This window comes from Bacillus sp. ISL-46, assembly GCF_018613205.1.
In genome coordinates this window covers 53,520-74,245 of sequence record NZ_JAGGQR010000034.1, presented here as the reverse complement: position 1 = coordinate 74,245, position 20,726 = coordinate 53,520, and the positions used below count along the sequence as shown (strand labels likewise).

19 protein-coding genes are annotated in these 20,726 nt (G+C 38.9%); 8 read left to right on the top strand and 11 right to left on the bottom strand.

What is annotated here, in order from left to right:
* Window positions 1-94 precede the first annotated feature (94 nt).
* Entirely contained in the window at window positions 95-442 is a 348-nt protein-coding gene (locus tag J7E67_RS17285) for a VOC family protein (protein WP_214732483.1), read from the top strand.
* Window positions 443-499: 57 nt separating this feature from the next.
* Window positions 500-730 carry a hypothetical protein gene (locus J7E67_RS17280; RefSeq protein ID WP_374223929.1) on the top strand — a complete coding sequence of 77 codons (231 nt, stop codon included), beginning with the start codon at window positions 500-502 and terminating at the stop codon, window positions 728-730.
* A gap of 227 nt (window positions 731-957) precedes the next feature.
* On the opposite strand, the gene J7E67_RS17275 is transcribed toward J7E67_RS17280, so the two are convergent.
* Both J7E67_RS17275 and J7E67_RS17270 read right to left on the bottom strand, forming a co-directional pair.
* On the bottom strand, window positions 958-1,626 hold the full coding sequence (locus J7E67_RS17275; RefSeq protein WP_214732481.1) for a hypothetical protein: 669 nt from the start codon (window positions 1,624-1,626) through the stop codon (window positions 958-960).
* 760 nt (window positions 1,627-2,386) lie between these two features.
* Window positions 2,387-3,562, bottom strand: coding sequence for a glucose-1-phosphate adenylyltransferase (locus tag J7E67_RS17270; protein ID WP_214732480.1), 1,176 nt, complete (start codon window positions 3,560-3,562; stop codon window positions 2,387-2,389).
* A gap of 1,215 nt (window positions 3,563-4,777) precedes the next feature.
* On the opposite strand from J7E67_RS17270, the gene J7E67_RS17265 reads away from it, so the two are divergent.
* From J7E67_RS17265 to J7E67_RS17255, 3 genes are all read left to right on the top strand, one after another.
* Window positions 4,778-7,000, top strand: a complete 2,223-nt coding sequence (locus tag J7E67_RS17265) for a glycerophosphodiester phosphodiesterase family protein (RefSeq protein WP_251026826.1) — start codon at window positions 4,778-4,780, stop codon at window positions 6,998-7,000.
* A 438-nt stretch (window positions 7,001-7,438) separates the two neighbouring features.
* Window positions 7,439-7,642, top strand: a complete 204-nt coding sequence (locus tag J7E67_RS17260; RefSeq protein ID WP_214732479.1) for a DUF3311 domain-containing protein — start codon at window positions 7,439-7,441, stop codon at window positions 7,640-7,642.
* The gene (locus J7E67_RS17255) at window positions 7,642-9,141 is read left to right on the top strand and encodes a sodium:solute symporter family protein (protein ID WP_214732478.1); all 1,500 of its coding nucleotides are present in this window, start codon (window positions 7,642-7,644) and stop codon (window positions 9,139-9,141) included. The genes J7E67_RS17260 and J7E67_RS17255 overlap by 1 nt, the downstream gene beginning before the upstream one ends.
* A gap of 454 nt (window positions 9,142-9,595) precedes the next feature.
* On the opposite strand, the gene J7E67_RS17250 is transcribed toward J7E67_RS17255, so the two are convergent.
* The 5 genes from J7E67_RS17250 to J7E67_RS17230 form a co-directional block, all read right to left on the bottom strand.
* Complete coding sequence (locus J7E67_RS17250; protein ID WP_214712309.1) at window positions 9,596-11,062, bottom strand: sodium:solute symporter family protein; 1,467 nt, start codon at window positions 11,060-11,062, stop codon at window positions 9,596-9,598.
* Window positions 11,059-11,247 carry a DUF3311 domain-containing protein gene (locus J7E67_RS31360; protein WP_088089896.1) on the bottom strand — a complete coding sequence of 63 codons (189 nt, stop codon included), beginning with the start codon at window positions 11,245-11,247 and terminating at the stop codon, window positions 11,059-11,061. The genes J7E67_RS17250 and J7E67_RS31360 overlap by 4 nt, the downstream gene beginning before the upstream one ends.
* A gap of 239 nt (window positions 11,248-11,486) precedes the next feature.
* Window positions 11,487-12,578, bottom strand: a complete 1,092-nt coding sequence (locus tag J7E67_RS17240; RefSeq protein ID WP_308161433.1) for a tartrate dehydrogenase — start codon at window positions 12,576-12,578, stop codon at window positions 11,487-11,489.
* Window positions 12,579-12,596: 18 nt separating this feature from the next.
* Complete coding sequence (locus tag J7E67_RS17235; RefSeq protein WP_214732477.1) at window positions 12,597-14,048, bottom strand: aldehyde dehydrogenase family protein; 1,452 nt, start codon at window positions 14,046-14,048, stop codon at window positions 12,597-12,599.
* Window positions 14,041-15,123: an aromatic ring-hydroxylating oxygenase subunit alpha gene (locus tag J7E67_RS17230; protein WP_214732476.1), complete on the bottom strand. Its 1,083-nt coding sequence runs from the start codon at window positions 15,121-15,123 to the stop codon at window positions 14,041-14,043. The genes J7E67_RS17235 and J7E67_RS17230 overlap by 8 nt, the downstream gene beginning before the upstream one ends.
* Window positions 15,124-15,342: 219 nt before the next feature.
* Here J7E67_RS17230 and J7E67_RS17225 point away from each other — a divergent pair, with 219 nt between their 5' ends.
* Complete coding sequence (locus tag J7E67_RS17225) at window positions 15,343-16,713, top strand: sigma-54 interaction domain-containing protein (protein ID WP_214712317.1); 1,371 nt, start codon at window positions 15,343-15,345, stop codon at window positions 16,711-16,713.
* Window positions 16,714-16,854: 141 nt separating this feature from the next.
* Here the strand turns inward: J7E67_RS17225 and J7E67_RS17220 are convergent, their stop codons facing one another.
* From J7E67_RS17220 to J7E67_RS17210, 3 genes are all read right to left on the bottom strand, one after another.
* Window positions 16,855-17,448 carry a YdeI/OmpD-associated family protein gene (locus J7E67_RS17220; RefSeq protein WP_214732475.1) on the bottom strand — a complete coding sequence of 198 codons (594 nt, stop codon included), beginning with the start codon at window positions 17,446-17,448 and terminating at the stop codon, window positions 16,855-16,857.
* Window positions 17,449-17,563: 115 nt separating this feature from the next.
* The gene (locus J7E67_RS17215) at window positions 17,564-18,631 is read right to left on the bottom strand and encodes a sulfite oxidase (protein WP_214732474.1); all 1,068 of its coding nucleotides are present in this window, start codon (window positions 18,629-18,631) and stop codon (window positions 17,564-17,566) included.
* Between the two features lie 179 nt (window positions 18,632-18,810).
* Window positions 18,811-19,320, bottom strand: coding sequence for a DUF2179 domain-containing protein (locus tag J7E67_RS17210; protein WP_088089906.1), 510 nt, complete (start codon window positions 19,318-19,320; stop codon window positions 18,811-18,813).
* Window positions 19,321-19,539: 219 nt separating this feature from the next.
* Here J7E67_RS17210 and J7E67_RS17205 point away from each other — a divergent pair, with 219 nt between their 5' ends.
* Window positions 19,540-19,737 (top strand): hypothetical protein, encoded by a 198-nt coding sequence (locus J7E67_RS17205; RefSeq protein ID WP_214732473.1) that lies wholly within the window; start codon window positions 19,540-19,542, stop codon window positions 19,735-19,737.
* Window positions 19,727-20,176, top strand: coding sequence for a hypothetical protein (locus J7E67_RS17200; protein ID WP_214732472.1), 450 nt, complete (start codon window positions 19,727-19,729; stop codon window positions 20,174-20,176). Before J7E67_RS17205 ends, J7E67_RS17200 begins: the two co-directional genes overlap by 11 nt.
* On the opposite strand, the gene J7E67_RS17195 is transcribed toward J7E67_RS17200, so the two are convergent.
* Window positions 20,173-20,307: a BA3454 family stress response protein gene (locus tag J7E67_RS17195; RefSeq protein ID WP_098932569.1), complete on the bottom strand. Its 135-nt coding sequence runs from the start codon at window positions 20,305-20,307 to the stop codon at window positions 20,173-20,175. The genes J7E67_RS17200 and J7E67_RS17195 overlap by 4 nt on opposite strands.
* Window positions 20,308-20,726: the final 419 nt, after the last annotated feature.

Below are 20,726 nucleotides of genomic sequence, written 5' to 3'. Positions count from 1 at the left end.
CTATCTGTCATGAAGAAGGAACTTAACATTAAATCTCGAATATCTAATGTAATCGAAAAACTAAAAATTTAAAGAAAGACAGGAGTTAGTTACGATGATAAAAGGTTTCGGTGGAATATTTTGGAGAACTAAGAATCTTGATGTTATAAAAAAATGGTACAGTGAAGTGTTGAAGATTGAAATAGAAAATTGGAATGGGACTGTGATTAAACCCCAATTAGGAAATGAGACTATCTTTTCTTTCTTTGCCGAGAATGACAGTTATTTTCCAACAGAACAACAAGTGATGTTAAATTTTCAAGTACATAATCTAAACGAGACTATTAAGCATCTTGAACAAATTGGTGTACCTCTTGTTAAGGAAAAAGAGCTTAGTGAGTTGGGAAAGTTTATTTGGATTGAAGATCCTGAAGGTCGACTGGTCGAGCTTTGGGAGAAATAGCGAGTTGTAATTTATTTGCTATTGAGCTATCGGGTGCGTTGATCCGATGATTTCAGTATTAATGATATTTTTATGTTGAAAAAATTCAGGAGAAAAGGTATTGCAATTTCATTATTAGAGGAATTGTTTAAACAGAAAAAGGGTAGATATTTGGTTGTTGAATTAGCTAAGAATAAACCTGCTGTTTTATTTTGGAGAAAAATTTATCGTGAGCTAGAAATAGTCTTTGAAGAAGAGAAGAAAATTGTTGATAATGAAGAATGTTTGGTTCAATCCTTTCAAATTTAAACGAGCTTATTCAACTAAAGGGTACGTTAGTAGAAGTAGCTTTGAAATAAAATATTGAAGCAGCTCAGTTCAAATTGGACTGAGTTATTTATTTTTATAATCAAAAAGCACCGCAAAATGCGGTGCAAATTCATATACATTTTACTATACATTTGCAGCTACAAATTCACGTTTTGCGATACGCAACGGAACCCGTTACCAGCATTTGGTGATCCTTTTTGAAAGAATTACATTTTCTTTCCGTTGTTTTCCTTTTTATCGCTTCGGCTCACGGCCTTTTCTTTTGCTGCTTGAGAAACTTGTTGTCCTCGGTTGGTTTTTGTTGTGGTTGCACTAGTTGTCGTATTAGTTTTCGTTGTGGTTGTACTAGTTTTCGTCGCCGTAGGTGTTGTCGTTGTTGGTGGTGCTTTGACGCTTGTCGCAGGTGCTGTTGGTGCAGCAGGCTTTGTGGTTGACCTTGTTGCAGCAGTTCTCGTAGTCGTTGGTTTTCTCGTTGTTGTTGGTGCTTTTGTGCTTTTTACAGGTATTGATGTTGCAACAGGCGTTGTAGTTTTTGTCTCGCTCGGATTAGCAGGATTGGTTGTCGTTCGATCGCTGGATTTTCCCCTATTTTGTTGAACGGCTGTTACTGCCGTATCATTGGTATTCCTATTTTTTAAAGAGTCTCGGATAGCAGCAATATCATGGTCCTTCACATTCGCTGCTGGCGTTTGAGGTTTGTCCTTTTTTTCTGCTGGGTTGATTACATCCGCTTTTTTTCGGTCTGCCGATATAGGTAAAGCCATTTCTTTTGTTAATCGTTTTAAAGGTTGATCGCCTAACAAAGCATTGGCGACAGAAAACGTAACAGATCCCGCTAATACCATGGCAAGGGCTCCCTTGGTTATTTTAATCATTTTATACCCCTCGTGTTTTTTTGTGTGTTCATACTAATAGAATACGAACAAGCCAAAATATCTTATGGGGGTAGTAAAAAAACAGAATTTTGGAGTTTATTAAACTCACCTTTTTTATATTGAATTTCTGCTATCTTCGTAACAAACAGCTTTTTTTGCAAAAAAATGGATTCGCTGATAAAACGCTAGATTCGCTGATAAATGTTTGATTTTCGCTGATAAAATGGTCCAATTCGCTGAAATCCTCCAAAAATCCGCTGATAAACTGCTCCAACGGGACTAATTTCACTGCTTCTGGATCATAAAGCTAGCTATATTTCTAAATTGAGCACGTTTATTTGCGAAACAAACACGTTTATTTGCGAAACGAGCAGGTTTATTCAGGTAGTCGGATCATACTTCATGATTTTGTTTCCTTGGTCATTTTATTATCGTGCAGCATGATTGACTAGCACAACATCCTTACTTCATTCAATGGATTTCCGTCTTTCAATTCTATGGTTCTGCTTCTATGTACAAAATACTGATCTAAAACTAAAACCATGTGATAGTGAACTAGTAAAAGCGATGAGAGATTACCTCATCGCTTTTGTTATTTATCTAATTTCTTTCTGACAATCATCGAAATGCCGTTGTAGGAAACCTTCCCATTTCAATTCTGTTTCCTAAATTTTTTATATCAACTAACAATTCAGTTCGTGTTCGTTTAATATCAATTTGTAAAAGTAATGCCCTATGTTTATATGTTAAAAATTATTATCTAAACAGCTTTTTCCTTAATTGTTTCATTAATATCTTTTTGAATAGTCTGGTGATCCCCAATTAAGGTAATTTCACTAAACGGCTGTGCATCTCCCACTTTAACATTAGCTTCAATGACCGTTCCACTGCCAACAACAGCTCGGTTAATCACGGCATTTTCTCCGATAATGGTACCCGGTAAAATAACGGAATCTTTAATCACAGCGCCCTTACCCACGGTCACTCCATAAAAAAGAACGGAATTTTCTACCCTTCCAAACACCTTACAGCCTTCACTTACTAAAGATTGGTGTGTGCTAGCCTTTCCGTCCAAATATAATGGCGGCCGGGAAGTTTCATGAGTATAAATAGACCAGTCTTCATTTTGTAAGATTGGATTGCTTTTAAAGGAAAGTAAATCCATATTTGCTTCCCAGAGACTATGAATGGTTCCGACGTCCTTCCAATAACCTTTGAAACAATAGGCCTGTAATTTGCGATTATCATTTATCATCGAAGGGATAATGTCCTTCCCAAAATCCTTAGACGAGAATGGGTTTTTTTCTTCTTTTTCTAAATATTTCTTTAACAGTTCCCATTTAAAAATGTAAATGCCCATAGAGGCGAGGTTTGATTTAGGATGTTCTGGTTTTTCTTCAAAATCTAATATTTCTTTTGATTCAGGATTAATATTCATAATGCCAAATCTGTTCGCTTCATTCCATGGTACGTTTATAACAGAAATGGAGGCGTCAGCTGACGTTTCTATATGCTCCTCTAGCATTTTGCTGTAATCCATCTTATAAATGTGATCTCCGGAAATTATGAGAACATTCTCTGGATTATAATTTTCAATATATCTTAGGTTTTGATAAATAGCATGTGCGGTGCCTTCATACCATCTTTCACCCAACTCACATTGATAAGGTGGAAGAATAGTAACTCCTCCATTTTTTCGGTTTAAGTCCCAGTGCTTGCCATCACCAATGTAATTTTGAAGAGTGTGAGGCTGGTACTGTGTCAAAACACCAACCGTATCAATACCAGAATTACTACAATTGCTTAATGTAAAATCAATGATTCGGTATTTCCCGCCAAATGGAACAGCAGGCTTTGCTATGTATTGGGTCAATTCTTTTAATCGAGTACCTCTTCCCCCAGCTAATAGCATGGCTATACATTGTTTTTTAGTCATAGTTGCCTCCATGTAAAGGATATATGTTTAATGTGAGTTATAAACGATCATCTCCCCATAACTTGTAATATAACTCTTCAGATTCTAACTCATCTTCTTCATTTATGTTAAAAGTGTCTTCCAACTTTAATGTATCTAATAGACTTTGCATTAAATTTAAGCTCCTTTCATGTTGTAAGTTTTGCAATCTGTTTTTCATTTTAACAGACGAGGTAATAAGACAAAATCAAATAATTCCGACTTTTACAAACATAAATCGACATAATTTAAGTAATCTGATGTGTGATATATAGATTATTAAAAATTAATAATAAAACCTTCTCTCTTTCTGTCGAATTATAACGAAAAAATCTGAAGTTGAATCACAAAAAGCAACCCTCCCTAGATGGTTACCCTTCCTTTTTCACACTCTCACATTTTTGGAAGTAGATTTGTTTCTATAATCTAAGACTTTTGTTGTATTCAAATATCTTGTTTAAAAAGTTATTATATGAGGATGTAATGGTTTGACAAGTGGGTGCTCGTGGGTCTTATTTTTTCACGTAACATCGATTTTTCTATCAATTGTGATTGCTAAAAAAGTATCGTAAGAAGAGAGAAGGTATTTTAGAATGTCTTTTGATTCATTTGTCAAATATCATAATGTGGGTATTTGTTGATCATATATTGTACAAAGTTCCCACCGATGAATCCGGCTCCATCTGTTACAAGAATCTTTTTCCTCAGCATTACTTCACCTCTAGTTTTAATGCTTTTAAGTACTGCTCTAAGGAGTCCTGCCAAGATGGTAATGGACTAAATCCATCAAATCCTCCATTCCGGTAAGTTATGGAAGGAATTTTGGTATGGGCTGCCTATCGGGTGTCATTCCTTTATGTATATATGCTTATTTTGTAGTTCGCGAAATATTCCACTACTGCGTACGAACAGGAATGTTCGTTGTTTCAAATAACGCTTGAAGTAGTGGGGGTCAGACCCCTTTGAATTCTATCACTTCTGCAGTGGTCAAAATCGATTGGCTATCCCTTGCTAGATGCATAAGCTATTATAGGTAATTTTTCACAGAAAAATAGATATACTTTCAAAAGTCTATTATAAGAAAAAGGTACTGTTTTTGTCCGTTTTACTAAACATTAACATTCTATCAATAGCGACTTTACAATTCTCCTATATTTTTAAATACGATATACATAAACTTATAGGAGATGATTGGAAATGAAAATGAAAAAGAGTTTGATTGCTGGATTAGCTACGCTGTCTCTTTCGGTAACTTCAGGAGCTCCTTTGGCCGTTTTAGCCCACCCTATTCAAAATGCGGCTACTGATAATGGACAATCTACATTACGTCCAATTACCTCTGATGTAGCCGTTATTGCCCATCGAGGGGCATCTGCGTACGGTCCGGAACATACATTGGCAGCCTATAAGCAGGCAATGACGATGAAAGCCGATTATGTGGAATTCGATTTACAAATGACGAAAGATGGCCAGTTGATTGCCATGCATGATGAAACGCTGGGGAGAACAACCAATGCAAAGGAACTTTATCCAGACCGGGCACCTTGGCGGGTAAAGGATTTTACTCTCGAAGAGATCAGCCGACTGGATGCAGGTTCGTGGTTTAATAAAACTTACCCAAACATGGCGAAAACAGAATACATCGGACAGCTTGTGCCGACACTCGAGGAAGCCATTGAATTTGTTAAAAAACATGGGAACGGAAAAGTTGGCCTTTACATGGAAACGAAAGCGCCGAACGTATATCCAGGGATGGAAGAGAAAGTAATTGAAATCTTGAAAGAAACCAATGTACTTGATGACGAAATGCTATTTCTCGAATCATTTAGCGAAGAAAGCCTTCGTAAATTAAAAACGCTTGCCCCTAATGTAAAGCTGATTCAACTGTATTCAGGAAGTATGCTGACGGGCAAGGATGTATATCAGGAAATGAAACGGATCGCTGACTATGCCGCTGGCGTAGGTCCTAGTAAGGAGCTTGTTGTACCGAAACTAATGGAAGCCGCTCATCAGAATCAGCTTCTAGTGCATCCATGGACAGTGAATTCAGAGGACGATATGGTTTCCTTGCTTTCCCTTGGTGTGGACGGAGAGTTCACAAACAATACGGACCAGCTTGTTGATTTACTGGAAAAGCCGTATATTTCACATGGAGTGGCAAGCGGAGATGTAACGGATTCATCAGCGATTTTATGGGCGCGCACCAATGTAGAGGCAAGAGTTCAGTTTGAAATTTCAACCGATAGCAGTTTTAAACACGACACAATCGTCAAAACGAGCCCTGCAGATGTAGCGCATGATTATACAGTAAATGTAGAGGTTAACGGATTAAAGCCTGATACTACTTATCATTACCGGGCCCATGCAGTTTCCAGCCAGTACACCGTAAATGGTTCATTCAAAACAGTACCGGAGGAAAACAGCTTAAAGCCAATGTCAATCGTTTGGGGCGGAGATACTGGCGGCCAGGGAGAGATACCGCCATATAAATCTTTCAAAGCGATGTCAGCCATCAATCCAGACTTCTTCCTGTTCAGTGGGGATACCATCTATGCAGATAATAAGACACCGGCTGTTCCTAACCCTCCTTCTGAAACCGTTCAGGATTTCTGGGCGAAATATAAGGAGAACCGTACGGATGCTGGATTACGCAGTCTTTTACAGAAAACAGGAACGTTTGCGATATGGGATGATCATGAAGTGACCAATGACTTTTCAGGTCCTTCCCAGCCGTTGACGCAAGCGGGGTTGGGTGCGTTTAAGGATTATTGGCCCATTTCAAGTGAACGCAGTTCAGCGAACAAGCTTTATCACAAGTACTCTTGGGGTAAATCAATGGATATGATCATTCTTAACAACCGCGGCTACCGCTCTCCAAACACCATGGCAGATGGACCTGATAAAACAATGCTCGGCGAAGAACAAGTAAAATGGCTGGAACAGCGGCTTCTCGAATCAGATGCCAAGGTTAAATTTGTCGCGACTTCCGTGCCAATCTCCGTTCCGACTGGAAAAGCAACTGCCAGGGATGGATGGGCAAACGGAGATCAAGTAAACCCTAATGACGTAACAGGATACGAGAACGAGTTCAAAAAAATCTCTGATTTTATTATCGAAAAAGGAATCAAAAACGTTTATTTCGTCACAACCGATGTCCATTTTGCCGAAGTCATCAAATATGATGCCAATCATGATGGCAAAACAGATTATCACGAATTAATCAGCGGTCCGATTGGGGCCGTAAAAATCAACCCTGGTACATTGGATCCTACCTTCGGCCCTGAACGCTTGTATGCGGAAGGAAACTTCTTCAACTTCGGTGTGTTCCATGTAGATCCGGCAAAAAATCAAGCAGGTGTGGAAATCCGCGATGAAAACGGAAAAGTCCATTTCAGCCAAACCTTCCAGCTTGAAGATTAAAAAATAGTAGCCGAAAACCAGGAGACTGTCTCCTTGATTTTAGCAACACTAAGAAGCACCGGGCCGCCGCCTGGTGCTTTTTTCAAGCGAATATCAAAACATTTCCTTACGTTCTGCGAGAGGACATGAACTCAGGGTCTGGGCTATCCCTTCTTTGTAGGAAGTCCGCGGAACAGGACCAAAATGCACTTCATATTCCTTTATTTATAAAGTTTTTTTGTTGTTTTTAATACTTCTATGATTTTATTAAATAATAGATAATTCAAAATTAATCCAGTAAAGAATAATAGTTTGTTAATTGGAATTTTATAAATTATCAAAAAAATTCACTTGTAATCACTTGGAAAAATTGTTAGTATAACGTACATGTAAAATTATTTAACAATACTATTTTTGGGACAATAGTATTATTTGAATATCAAGCAGGAGGTACATCAAATGAGCAAAAAATTCATGAAAGTTATATTAATTATACTCCCTTTTATTTCTCAGTTAGCCGTTTTACCATTCGTAAATCGAATAGACCCGATTATTTTAGGATTACCCTTCCTTCAATTTTGGCTCTTTTTATGGATCGTATTAACACCTTTATGCACATTTGGGATCTATCAACTTCAAAAATCAGAAAGGAGTCTTGACTAATGCACGGAAATTTAACAGCTTTGTTAATCACAGGATTCATAGTCTTGACCGTTGTTTTGATTGGATTTATCGCAGGGCGGAATAAATCATCGCGAAGCTCAGTAGAGGAATGGTCTGTTGGCGGTAGACGCTTCGGTGGATTACTGGTTTGGTTTTTAGTAGGCGCTGATTTATATACAGCATATACATTTTTAGGACTTACAAGTACATCCTACGCAGCAGGAAGTCTTGCATTCTTTGCGATTCCTTACTGTATTTTAGCCTATTTTGTTTCTTACTTTTACCTTCCTAAACTCTGGAAAGTAGCGAATCAATTTAAGCTAACCACACTGGCCGATTATGCGCGGGAGCGTTTTGGCAGTAAACTTCTTTCTTCTATTATTGCTATCGTCGGCGTATTAATGCTCATCCCGTATATTGATTTGCAGTTAGCCGGGATTCAAGATACGCTTCAAGTCGCTGGAACAGGTTATATTAATGTGAAGGTAGTCGTCATTACGTCATTCCTTCTTGTTGCACTTTTTACATTCTTTAGCGGAATCAAAGGCCCTACCTATACAGCCATCATTAAAGATGTTCTCGTATGGGCGATTATGTTATTCCTTGTGATTTCTCTTCCGATTATCCATTTTGGCGGCTGGAGCCCAATGATTGATACACTTGTGAAGGAATCACCGCAATTACTGACGATTCCTACATCTGGCCCTAAAGGCATTCCATGGTTCATGACCGCATCACTTGTTTCTGCCTTGGCATTATTTATGTGGGCTCATGGAGCAACAGGAGTATTCACAGCGAAAAGTGCGGATGCCGTTCGAAAAAATGCCATGTTCTTGCCGTTATATAATGTGGTCTTAATCCTAGTTATTTTCCTTGGTTTTGTGGCTTACCATGTGTTGCCGGCTGGAAGCGATCCGCGTTTTGCCTTTTTAAATCTAATCCAAGTTTCATACGGCGGTATTGGACAAGGGTTAGCTTATTCAACGATTGCCCTAGCATCATTAATTCCATGCTCGATTATGGCGATCGGTGCTTCCAACTTATTTGCAAACAACATTTATCGTGATTTAATCAATCCCAACGTAAAAGGCGCTAAATTAACTCTCGTCACTCGCTCCATGGTATTTGTTGTCATTGGTCTTGCATTATTATTTGGACTGTTATTCCCTACAGCACTAGTATCTTTGCAGCTCTTAGGTGTTTCAGGAATGGTGCAAATTTTCCCAGCGATTGTTGTCAGCTTATTCTGGAAAAATCAAACGAAACAGGCAACAATTATTGGATTACTCGTGGGATTAGCAACAACATTTACAGTATACGGAACAAACAGCTCATTTGGTATTTATGAAGGGTTTTGGGGATTATCAGCCAACTTATTATCCATTATTATTTTGAATCCTTTTTTCGCAGCAAAAGCGAAACATCAAACAAATTCTGTAAAAGAGTATCTGTTTAATCCATCAAAATCTGTAAAATCAAAACTTAGAACAGGAGCATAATGGGGGCGTTTTAGCCCCCAGAGGGTAGCCCTATCAATGCTGAGTTTCATCTTAAAAGTAAGAGGCTTCTTTATTGAAAAATTATGGTAACGTCTTATAGCTAAAAGAGCGGGCACAATCCAAAAAAGGACGAAGCCCCTCTTATTTTTTTTGCTCATTATTTTAACTCTTGCTCGTTCGGAATCCTAGCCGCTATATGCTACGGTCGCATAGATTACATGGTCCTGCAACCGCATTTGAGGTTGCCTGGTGTCCTTTCTTTGAATTTTGCTTTGGTATTGTAAATTCCTGCATTATAAAAAACCTACAAAGAAACATCCTTTGTAGGTTAGTTGGAGATAAGTGATTTGGTTTTTTTAGCTAAACTTTTTATCGTTTCTTGTTCAACCTTTTGCATCTTGTTTATACCTATAAAGTGAACCCGTTAGGATAAATGCTGGTTGTTCGATAACAGTTATACCGCTTTTGTCTCAATCTCTGTCTCTACTTTCACTAATGTTCTAGTAAATGCACTGACCGCGAACATGAAAACAATGTTAACGACAAGGGCCGCTATACCGATATCAAGATCTTTTATAAACGAAGGTGCTTCCGGAAAGAACGTCCCCATAGTTGAACTGGTTATGGTTACATAAGCGACCATGATGACACCGGCTATAATACCTGCAGATGCGCCTGTTTTAGTAACAGGGTTTTTCTTCCATAAGCTGCAAAGCAGTGGAGGGAATAATTGCAGCACAAAGCTGTAAGCCATGATCAGCAAGGCAATAATACTGTTTCCACCGAAAAAAGTGAAAAATAAAGCGATTAGTGCCACAATAGGGACAAACCTACGAGTGTATCGTCCAATTTGCTCATCAGTGGTATTCGGTTTGATCGCTTTATAAATATTTTTCGATAAAATCGTCGAGGCTGTTAGTAATAACATCGAACACGGAACAAGTGCGGTTAAGATACCGGCGGCTCCTATGACTCCGACCACCCATGGATCGAACGTTGCTTTTGCGATTTTAAAGAGAGCTAAATCTGTATCTGCTCCTTGTAAATTTGGAATTTGTAAAAGGGCTGTGAAGCCAATGAATAAAATGAATACTAAAATGATTTGGTAAAGCGGCAAAATAGCAGCATTCTGGCGCAGTGTCCTTTCATTTTTAGATGATAAGCTTGCACCAAAGCATTGCGGCCACATATATTGCCCTAATCCAATCGTTAAACATGTCGAAATATACCAGGATATGCTGTATCCTTCTTTAGGAATTAATAAAAACTCCGGCTTTGCCGCATCCAATGTTTCAAACATCGGCTTTATTCCGCCATAGTAGTGATACGGCAAATAAATACCTAAAAATAGAATCACAACGAGAAGGAGAATGTCTTTTAAAATTGCTGTTGAGGCTGAACCGTGAATACCAGACAATGTCACAAATATCGTGACAGCAACCACCCCAATGCACACCGCTAAATTGGGTGAAATCGCACCATATGAAGTCTCTGATACAATGATTTTAAGTCCTTTTAACTGTAAAACGATATAAGGAATCATTGAAACGACCCCGACAATTGCTACTAATAACCCGAGTGGTTTACTATCATACTTCTTAGCAAAAAAGTCAGATTGAGTAATCACTCGATGCTTTTTGGCATAACGCCAAATGGGAGGCAAAATCCAGAATGGCACAATATAGCAGAAGGCGTTGAAGATATAAATGATAGGGCCTCCCATTCGGTAGGATCCGCCGCTTCCTCCCAGAAACACATACGTTGTAAAAATTTCACCAGCCATTAACACAAACATGGTGATAGAACCAAAATTACGGCCGCCTACGGCCCATTCTTCGAGCTGTTGTCCTTTGCGGGCACGGACACCTAAATAGAAAGCAAGAAGAAGAGTAGCTATGAGAATGAAGATAGCACTATTCATTTAATTCCCTCCTGTCTATCTATTAGAATATTAATAATGTACAAAAATAATGAAGTTAAAACGAGCCAGGCAGTCGCCCAAAAAACAATGAAGGGTAACCCAAATATATACGGCTCGATACGGTTTACAACTGTAAACGCACCAATAATAGGAATTATTGCTAGGATCCAAATTAAAACTTTCACTCAGAAATTCCCCCTCACGAAAAATTAGCATGAATTTTCAGACCTTATATTCTCTGCTTATTTCGATTTATTCGAATTCTATTAGAGTAGAGTATTGATAATATAAAAACAAGTGAGTTTAGCATCATGTTTGAAAACGCTTTAAATTTTCGAACACAAAAATGAAATGGGTATTACATAAAAGACCAATTGAGACCTTTTATGTAATACCTAATACAGCAGATGAATCTATCAGTCTATCAGCTTTTCACATTTTGAGAAAAAACTAAAGATTTCATCAGGTCTACTACACGGTTTCCTACGTCAGACGTAGTAGAAGTTCCATTCATATCAGGTGTCAAAACTTCATCTTCCACCAAAAGTTGTTCAATCGCATCCAACACTAGTTTTCCGTATGCTTCATAGCCGAAAAAGTCGAGCATTTGGCTAGCGGACCAAATAGCGGCAAGCGGATTGGCTATCTGCTGTCCTGCAATATCAGGAGCTGATCCGTGAATCGGCTCAAACATAGACGGAAAGTCTCTTTCGGGATTAATATTCGCTCCGGCAGCAAGCCCTATCCCACCAGCGATCGCCGCACCCAAATCCGTTAAAATATCGCCGAACAAGTTCGATGTCACAACGACTTCAAAGCGTTTTGGATCTTTAATCATCAGCATCGCCGCCGCGTCGACGAGATAAGAAGCCGTTTCGACTTCAGGATATTCTGCGCTCACTTCTTCAAATACCTGGTCCCAGAAAACCATTGAGTAATTAAGGGCGTTTCCTTTAGAAATGCTCGTCAGCGATCTTCCTTCTTTTTTCGCCGTTTCAAACGCGTAACGAATGATTCGCTCCGTGCCTTTACGGGAAAATACACCGTTTTGTAAAACGACTTCGTGTTCCTGCCCTTTAAACAGCCAGTCACCTGCGCCTGAATATTCTCCTTCACTGTTTTCACGAATGAACAGCATATCGATGTCTTCGCGTTTCACATCCACAAGCGGCAAGTGAGCCCCTTTTAACAGCGTCACAGGCCGAATATTAACATACTGATCAAAACTTTTTCGGATTTTTAACAACAAATCCCACAGTGAAATATGGTCCGGGACACCGGGAAATCCGACTGCTCCCAAATAAATCGCGTCAAAATCTTTCAGCTGTTCAATTCCATCATCATCCATCATTTTTCCATTTTTCGCATAAAATTCGCATCCCCATGGATAGTAAGTGAAATTAAATTGGAAACCCGTATCAAGTTCAGCCACTTTTTTTAATACTTTGACCCCTTCATTAATGACTTCAGGGCCAATGCCGTCTCCGGCGATAACTGCTATTTTAAATTGCTTCACAATGATCTCCCTCGTTTATTAGCCTTGGTTCCAAACGACCAATTTCATTTCAGTCATTTCTTCCACAGCATATTTTATTCCTTCACGGCCAGTCCCACTTTCCTTCACACCGCCGTATGGCATTTGGTCGACACGATAGGTCGGCACGTCATTAATAATTACACCGCCCACATGCAATTCCTGTGAAGCGTACAAAGCATTTTTCACATTGTTTGTGTAAATTCCGGCCTGTAATCCGAAGCGAGAATCATTCACTTGCTCAATCGCTTCTTCAACTGAACTCACTTTGTTTACAACGACAACCGGTGCAAATGCTTCCTGACAAGAAACTTTTAACGAATGGTCCGCATCTGTAATAATTGTTGGCTCAAGAACGCCATCTTGAAGTTTGCCGCCCGCAGCTATCGTTGCATCGCTGCTTTTGGTTTCTTCGATCCAGCCCAGTACACGTTCAGCTTCCTCTTTAGAGATTAAAGCGGAAATATATGTGTCCGAATCAAGCGGGTCGCCAAGTTTCAGTTTCTTCGCTGCTTCAGTGAACTTCGCAACAAATTCTTCATACACATCTTCATGAGCATACACACGCTGCAGGGAAATACAAACTTGCCCTTGGTTAGAGAACGCGCCCATGATGCAGCGGTCAATAATTTGATCGATGTCAATATCTTTGTCGATAATTAGTGCCGAGTTTGAACCGAGTTCAAGTGTCGTCTTCTTCAAGCCTGCCTTGTTTCGGATGCCTATGCCGACGCCCGGGCTACCTGTGAATGTGACCATGCTTACACGGTCGTCTTCCACAATCGCGTCCCCGACCGTGCTGCCGGGACCTGTTACTACATTTAAAGCGCCCGCTGGAAGACCTGCTTCTTCAAAAATTTCCGCGATTAAGAGTGCGGACAAAGGAGTTTGCGACGCTGGCTTCAAGACAATAGAATTACCGGCAGCTATAGCCGGCCCGACTTTATGAGCAACAAGGTTCATCGGGAAGTTAAACGGCGTGATCGCTCCAATGACCCCAATCGGCTCTCTTAACGTGTAACCAATTCTTCCGGCGCCGCCAACTGCTGCGTCAAAAGGAATCGTTTCACCGTGAATTCTTTTTGCTTCTTCAGCCGCAAACTTATACGTTTCAATCGTTCTAGCCACTTCCGCTTTCGCGAACATAATTGGTTTAGCTGATTCACGAGAAATGACTTCAGCCGCTTCGGCCGCTTTCTCTTTTAATAGCGCCACAACGTTTTCCAAAATCTCCGCCCGCTGATACGCCGGCATTTTTGCCATTACTCCGCGTGCGTTGTAGGCAGCAGCAATTGCCTGTACAGTTAGTTCTTTATCCGCCATCGCAATTTGAGCGATTTCTTCCCCAGAATAAGGGGAGTATAAAGGAGCATATTTCGCTGTTTCTACTTTTTCGCCATTGATCATCAGAAAATGCTTCTTCGCTTTTACTTCATTCGCTAAATTACTCATTGAGGGCCTCCAATACCATTTCATGAAATTGTACAATTGCTTTTTCTGAAGACGCATACCTTCCTTTGTTAAATGCACGAGAGCGGAAACCGATTTGCTCTAACTCTACAAGTTCTACATCTTCCTGGCGCACTTGTTCAGCAAAAGTAACTAAGTCTTTTTCTTCCTGAGTCAAATTCTCATCACGGAAATAATAAGTGTAAACAGCCAAAGTTGTTTCATGATCAATCGGCACCATTTGAATCGTCGCCATATTGCCGGGACCCGGATAAATTGTCAGCATCAGGTTTGGCCATAGCCAGAAGAAAGATCCGCCTTGCATTTCTGCCTGATTTAAATCGACTGACCCATAATTTTTATCAGGTTTAACCATTGAGCCTTGAAGTGAATAATTTTCACATGTAATGATTTGATAATCATCCATGTCAAGGGCGGCAACGAAACTTGGGTGTGCTACATGGCAGTGGTCACACTCTAAATAATTGTCAATAAACGCTTTCCAGTTCGCTTTAATCACTCGTGTTTTTTGGTTTGTTCGTTTTAACTCACTTAAAAACGGATATTTGCTCAAGCGATCGAAGAAATCGCCGTAAGATTCGCTAAGCGGCTTCGCGTTATCGTCCAAGTTAACAAAGATTAAAGATTCCAAGATTTCCATGCGGACTGAGCGTAGACAAGCGTCTTGTACACAAGCTGCATCTTCACCTTTAAAGTTAGGTGCTTTGTTTAATTGCCCATCTAATTTAAATGTCCAGCCATGGTAGGCGCATTGTAAAATTTTCTTCTTACCTGACTCACTTTTTTCAAGCTTTGTTGCACGGTGCGGACAGACGTTATAAAAAGCGCGAATGACTTCATCCTGCCCACGAGTCACTATAATCGGCTCGTTAGCTACTTCAGTCGTAAAGAAAGCACCTACTTTTTCTAACTGACTGACATGCCCCACTAGCTGCCAAGATTTAGAGAAAACAAGATCTATTTCTTTTTCAAGTACTTTCGGATCTGTGTATTTGTCATAAGTCAATGTTCTTTCAAATGTTCGATTGGATGCATTTTCTACTGTGTTATAAGCCATAGTTCATTCTCCTCCGTAAATAAATGATGATTGCCTACATGCTTTGCCGCCTGTCAATTGTATATATGCAATTCGTGTGCCAAGTTAAAAAAACTGTATGAATACACAAAAAATTTTGACTTTTACTAAAAACGCTTTCATATTGAGTTATAATTGACTCAATATGGTCAAATTTTTGTCAAAATTAACTCATTACTTGTGAAGAGAGAGGATCATTCTATGAAAAGTCCTGAGGCAACTGGCAATATTGAGATGACGCTGCAAACTCTTTTAAAAATTCTCGATCATTCCTCCGATGAAATTTTTGTCCTTGACGGCGAGAAGCGGATTCTATATGTTAACCAGGCCTGTGAGCGCCATTATGGGCTGAAGCCGAGTGATGTCATCGGCAAATACAATGTCGAATTATTTGAAAAAGGCTACTGGAAACCGTCGATCGTGCCAGAAGTGTATAAAAGAAAAAAGCCTTGCTACATGAGGCAGCAGACGTATATCGGGGCTGAACTGATGACGTCGGCGATTCCCATCTTAAATGATGAGGGGGAAATCGAACTTGTCGTCACTACATCGACCGAATTACAGACATATAAAATGGGAAAAGCGGTTGGAACGAGCAATGAGTCAAAAACCACTCAAGAGGAGGAAGGTGGCCAGTTCATTACGAACAGCAGCAAGATCAACCGAATCTTGACTTTTTGCGAAAAAGTAGCGCCGACAGATTCCACGATTTTAATCCAAGGAGAATCAGGAACAGGAAAAGGCGTACTCGCCCATTACATCCACCGGATCAGCAAGCGGAAAAACGGCCCGTTCCTGACGATTAACTGTGCGGCCATACCGGAAGAGCTGCTCGAATCGGAACTATTCGGCTATTCAAAAGGGGCGTTTACCGGAGCAAACAAAACCGGAAAACCGGGATTGATCGAAGCTGCGAACTGCGGCACGGTTTTTCTTGATGAAATCGGAGAAATGCCACTCGCCCTGCAGGCAAAGCTTTTACAAGTAATCCAGGATAAACAATTCATTCCCATCGGCAGCAGCGAAATGAAAAAAGTCGATATCCGCATCATCGCCGCAACAAACCGGGACTTAATTGAAATGGTCAATGACAAACGATTCCGGGAAGATTTATTTTACCGGCTGAATGTGATCGACATTTACCTGCCGCCGCTGCGGGAGCGCAAAGAAGATATCATTCCGCTCACGTACAACTTTTTACATCAATTCAATAAAAAATACCATGACAACAAAGTTATCTCGGAAGAATGTATGAATATATTAATCCATTATTCATGGCCAGGAAATGTACGCCAGCTCGAAAACTTGATTGAACGGTTAGTCGTCATTAGCGACTCAATTATCCAGGTGGCCGACTTGCCTGATATGATCACCGACAACGTGGAACAAGTCACCCAGCTCGCTCTCCCCACTTCACTCGATAAAGCAATTGACGAAACGAAGCGGTTCTTAATCAGAAGAGCTTACCAAACCTACAAATCGTCCAGGAAAGTCGCGAAAGACCTCGGGATTAGCCAGTCGAAAGCCTCGAAACTAATCCGGGAGTACTGCGAGGACCTGATGAATACCTGAGCGTCTTGGACTTTCTTAGATTGGACTTGTAGGCGGTCATCCCTTTCTACATGTTCAATCGCACACAAAAAGACACCGTAATTAGCACGGCGTTTTTTTGTGTATTTATTATAATTTCTTATTTTAGTAAAGCCCCTGTTACTAATCATTTAATCCCTTTCCATTGAGAATTTGCTGCATATATTTTTCAACCCTTGACTCTCGAGTTTTGGATTGTTTGGGTTGAGAAAAATAAAGTATGTATGCTCTTTGCCGTCCCGGCGTCAATGCTTCAAAAGCAGTTTTCAAGGCAGGGATTTCATCGAATTTATTTTGAAATTCTTCAGGAATTATAAATTCTGTATTCTTTTTAAAATTCACTTCCAAACCGGCTTTTTCCACTTCAATGGCTTCATAAATATAATCTTTCAAGATGGTTTCTATTTCAACTATTTCTTGAACATTCGTGAACCGAATCTGGCGTGCCGCCTGTACATTCTCCGTTTGCTGGATTAGAATCCCATGGGCATCCTTTAACAAGGCACCTTTGTGAAACAGAAGCGCACAATATTCTTTAAATCCATGTATTAAAACTATGTTTTTTTTCTCAAACGTGTAACAAGGATGCATCCACTTAAATTCTTCGGTCAGCTCACAGTCAAGAACGATATTTCTCAACTTCTCATATTCTTCCTTCCACTTTTTAGCTTTACTTAAAAATTCATCAACCTTAGGATTCATTCTACTATTTGTCATCAAGAAACACCCTCTTCAATTTTTCAATCAGCTAACAATCAAGAATGATCATTCTCAATTTCTCCAATTCTTAAGAAAAAATAACATCCTATCTTGGACTTTTAATGTTTTGGTTTTATTCTACTTTAACTTTTATACTATCAAAGGCATTGTATCCATAGCCCTTTCTGTTCCAAAATGGTTCTGAAGGTTGAACATTCCCTTGAGAATCAGTTGCTTTTGATTTTATCGTGTATTCACCTTTTTTTAGTGCCTCCCATTTATAATTCCAATGAACCCATGAGTATTTTTCGGATGGAGAATTTAGTTGACAGGGATCCCAAGTTTGACCACCATCTAAACTAATTTCTACTTTTGTTATCTTTCCTTCTCCTGTCCGTGCAATTCCTTTAATTTCATAAATTCCTGTATGCAATAATTGTCTATCTAAAGGATATTGTATGGTGGAGTTAACATTGGCCGCAGTGACGGAAAACTTTCCTGCATCGTTTTCTTTGTTTGGGTAATAAACGTAATCAACTACTTGAAAGGGACCTTTAAATTCCTTGTCAATCACAGTAATTTTTTTAATCCATTTTACAGAAGCCATTGCATACCATCCAGGAACAATCAATCTCAGGGGAAAACCATGCTTGAATGGGATGGGTTGATGATTATATTCATAAGCAATAAGGATATCTGGTTCAAGGGCTTTTTTAATGGGTAAACTTCTTGAAAAATTAACAATTTGGTTGGAATCAGGTCTTTCTCCATAATCATAGCCTTCAAAAACAATTTCTTTTGCAGTATCAATCAAACCAGTGTGCTCTAGTAAGGTCCTTAATGAAACACCTTTCCAAATTCCTTGACTGATTGCACCTTTTCCAAATTGTTCACCAAATACCTTTGGTTGAAATAACTCACGCTTATCTCCAGCACACTCTAAAACAACTTTTATAGTTTTCGATGGCAATGAGTAAATTTCCTGTAAAGAAAATATTTTTGGGGTATGCACCAGTCCATCAATTGGGAGAAGATAAAAGGATGATGTAAAGTGAGGGTAAGAAAAATGGTTTCTTCTGTAAAATAATTTTCCATCCACAATATCGCTATTTAAAAAATGTATAGGTGTTTCCTGATTTTCAGGGAATAAAGTCTTTGTAATTAGGTAGGGTTTTACCTGGGGATGGTCAAAATTTTTCAAGTAAATACCTCCTTAAAAATTGCTTTGCTATTTAATGCATATGTAATCGGTGGTTTATTATTCAAATTCCCTCTTATTAAATTAAAATCTGTTTTTTAATATGGATAAAAAACAACAAACTTTGCGAAAATATCGTATAAAAAAATAAAAAACACAACAGTTCGTTGTGTTCAATTCATCTATCGAAGTCGGTCCAATAAGAAACCGCCTTTAAATCTTCTTGGCTCATATGAAATAATAAACGCACTAGGTTCAAACATTTCCACAGTTGCAATTAGTTCATTTTCTCTATTTCTCTTTGTCAATATTTCCATTCGATAACGTTCACTGTCTCGGCCTTCACCCGTATATAAAGTAACGCCGAAGCCATTTTGTCGTAATGTGTCTATCAAATTACTATTTTTTTCTTGTGTATTAACCGTTACGTTTATATAACCAATAGCTATTTTTTGTTCCAATTTCGTCCCAAGGATAATTCCTAAGCCGAAGCCAACTGCATAAACAACCATTGATACAAAACTTTGATCTCCACCAAATACGAGAGAAAGGCCAAAAACATAAATTAACATTTCTGCAATACCTAATATCGATGCTAACACGGTTATATTTTTAACCAAAAAGATTGTTCGTAGCGTGTATATAGGTACATAAATCAGTTGTAACAGCAAAATCAAAAGAATCTCTTTCACTTTGGCACCTCTATCGTCATATTTAAAGTACTCTTTATTTTATCTTTTTTAATCTAAATAAAATAGTGTTATTCTTCCTTTAAAAGGAAAGAAGATATTTAACGTTTCTACTACCAAAAATTTTAATCTATTAGCCGTCTCCTTAATTCCAGAAACGGCTTTCCAGCATCAGGGGACAGAGCGACACCGTACAGTGCATGGGATTATCACAAGTTCACTTTGCAGGAATTCAAGACCGACAAACCTAAAGTGGTGGATTTGCAGCAATTTGATATGTATTTTGGTGATGAAGCCAACGAAATCGTTCAATCTGAGGATGAATCCAACCGGGTTCCGGCAGCGGAAGAACAGTGGATATTAATGGGTTTTGATATATCTCTATATTTCCTGACCGGAAGAACCCTTGATGGCCACTGATCTTATTGAGAGCAATTATAATTTCTTTACAACGAGCGGGCTGAAAATCACCCCACTTGCAACCGCATCATTTTTATACCAGCTCGCAGGACTGGATGAATACGATGTTAATTTATACCCAAGTGCATCATCAGAAGTATGGTATGGAATTCTTGTCAAAAAGACAGCCGGCCTTGGTCGGCACTGTAAAAGTGTACAGTGGCTGGACAGCTGTTTCAAGTGCAAGGCCGTAAAAGAGAAAGCAAAAAGCCTGGTATTGGCAGCCAGGCTTTTTTTACGGTCTAAAAATGCAAGTAAACCACCAGCACGAGTTATAAGTGCAAGTGCTGAAATAAGGCCGCCATTGGCAGCTCGATTTCAAGTAATGGAAGCTATCCAAAATCCATTCTTCAAGTGGAAGTTCCATTCAATCCTTTTAATCTCAGGATCCCGTATCTAATTTGCCCATTGTTTCAGAACTTGTTCTTGTGCCATACGATAAACTTCTTCTTCTGTTTGGTCTTTGGTAGCTATTACGTTGGTTTGATAGACTTTACCTTTATGTGTTACATAGATTGTATACTTGTACATTTTGTTCTATCTCCTTTATTTAATTCTAACTTTTTGTTCATTCCACTTCTGTAATAAATCAAAGTTCATTTAGTTATGCCTAAAAAATGTTTTTTAACTTTTTTATATTTTACAAATAAAACGAAAGTGATTAAAGCTAAATAAAAGGTCAAGATTTGACAAATTCTCCACTTAACAAAAATGAATATACTCACTAGCAACGGTAATGACTGGAAAAGTCAATAAAATCAACAAACTTTATAAGATTCTAATCTCTTATGTATTTTTTTACACTTCTTAGAATGCAGAAAAATGTCGAAACATATAAACTAAAAAAGGCTGGCTCCTTATACCGATCTTAAATTACACTTTTGTTTTAATCTTTGAAACTAAATAGCCCCAAAGTAAAAAACCCACCTTAGATAAGATGGATCTTACTT

Excerpts from the sequence above, each read along its gene's own strand:
- J7E67_RS17195 (WP_098932569.1), bottom strand. The coding sequence starts at position 20,307 with ATGTACAAGTATACAATCTATGTAACACATAAAGGTAAAGTCTATCAA.
- J7E67_RS17265 (WP_251026826.1), top strand. The coding sequence starts at position 4,778 with ATGAAAATGAAAAAGAGTTTGATTGCTGGATTAGCTACGCTGTCTCTT.
- J7E67_RS17270 (WP_214732480.1), bottom strand. The coding sequence starts at position 3,562 with ATGACTAAAAAACAATGTATAGCCATGCTATTAGCTGGGGGAAGAGGT.
- J7E67_RS17235 (WP_214732477.1), bottom strand. The coding sequence starts at position 14,048 with ATGAGTAATTTAGCGAATGAAGTAAAAGCGAAGAAGCATTTTCTGATG.
- J7E67_RS17260 (WP_214732479.1), top strand. The coding sequence starts at position 7,439 with ATGAGCAAAAAATTCATGAAAGTTATATTAATTATACTCCCTTTTATT.
- J7E67_RS17230 (WP_214732476.1), bottom strand. The coding sequence starts at position 15,123 with ATGGCTTATAACACAGTAGAAAATGCATCCAATCGAACATTTGAAAGA.
- J7E67_RS17200 (WP_214732472.1), top strand. The coding sequence starts at position 19,727 with ATGGCCACTGATCTTATTGAGAGCAATTATAATTTCTTTACAACGAGC.
- J7E67_RS17250 (WP_214712309.1), bottom strand. The coding sequence starts at position 11,062 with ATGAATAGTGCTATCTTCATTCTCATAGCTACTCTTCTTCTTGCTTTC.
- J7E67_RS17275 (WP_214732481.1), bottom strand. The coding sequence starts at position 1,626 with ATGATTAAAATAACCAAGGGAGCCCTTGCCATGGTATTAGCGGGATCT.
- J7E67_RS17285 (WP_214732483.1), top strand. The coding sequence starts at position 95 with ATGATAAAAGGTTTCGGTGGAATATTTTGGAGAACTAAGAATCTTGAT.
- J7E67_RS17220 (WP_214732475.1), bottom strand. The coding sequence starts at position 17,448 with ATGACAAATAGTAGAATGAATCCTAAGGTTGATGAATTTTTAAGTAAA.
- J7E67_RS17225 (WP_214712317.1), top strand. The coding sequence starts at position 15,343 with ATGAAAAGTCCTGAGGCAACTGGCAATATTGAGATGACGCTGCAAACT.
- J7E67_RS17255 (WP_214732478.1), top strand. The coding sequence starts at position 7,642 with ATGCACGGAAATTTAACAGCTTTGTTAATCACAGGATTCATAGTCTTG.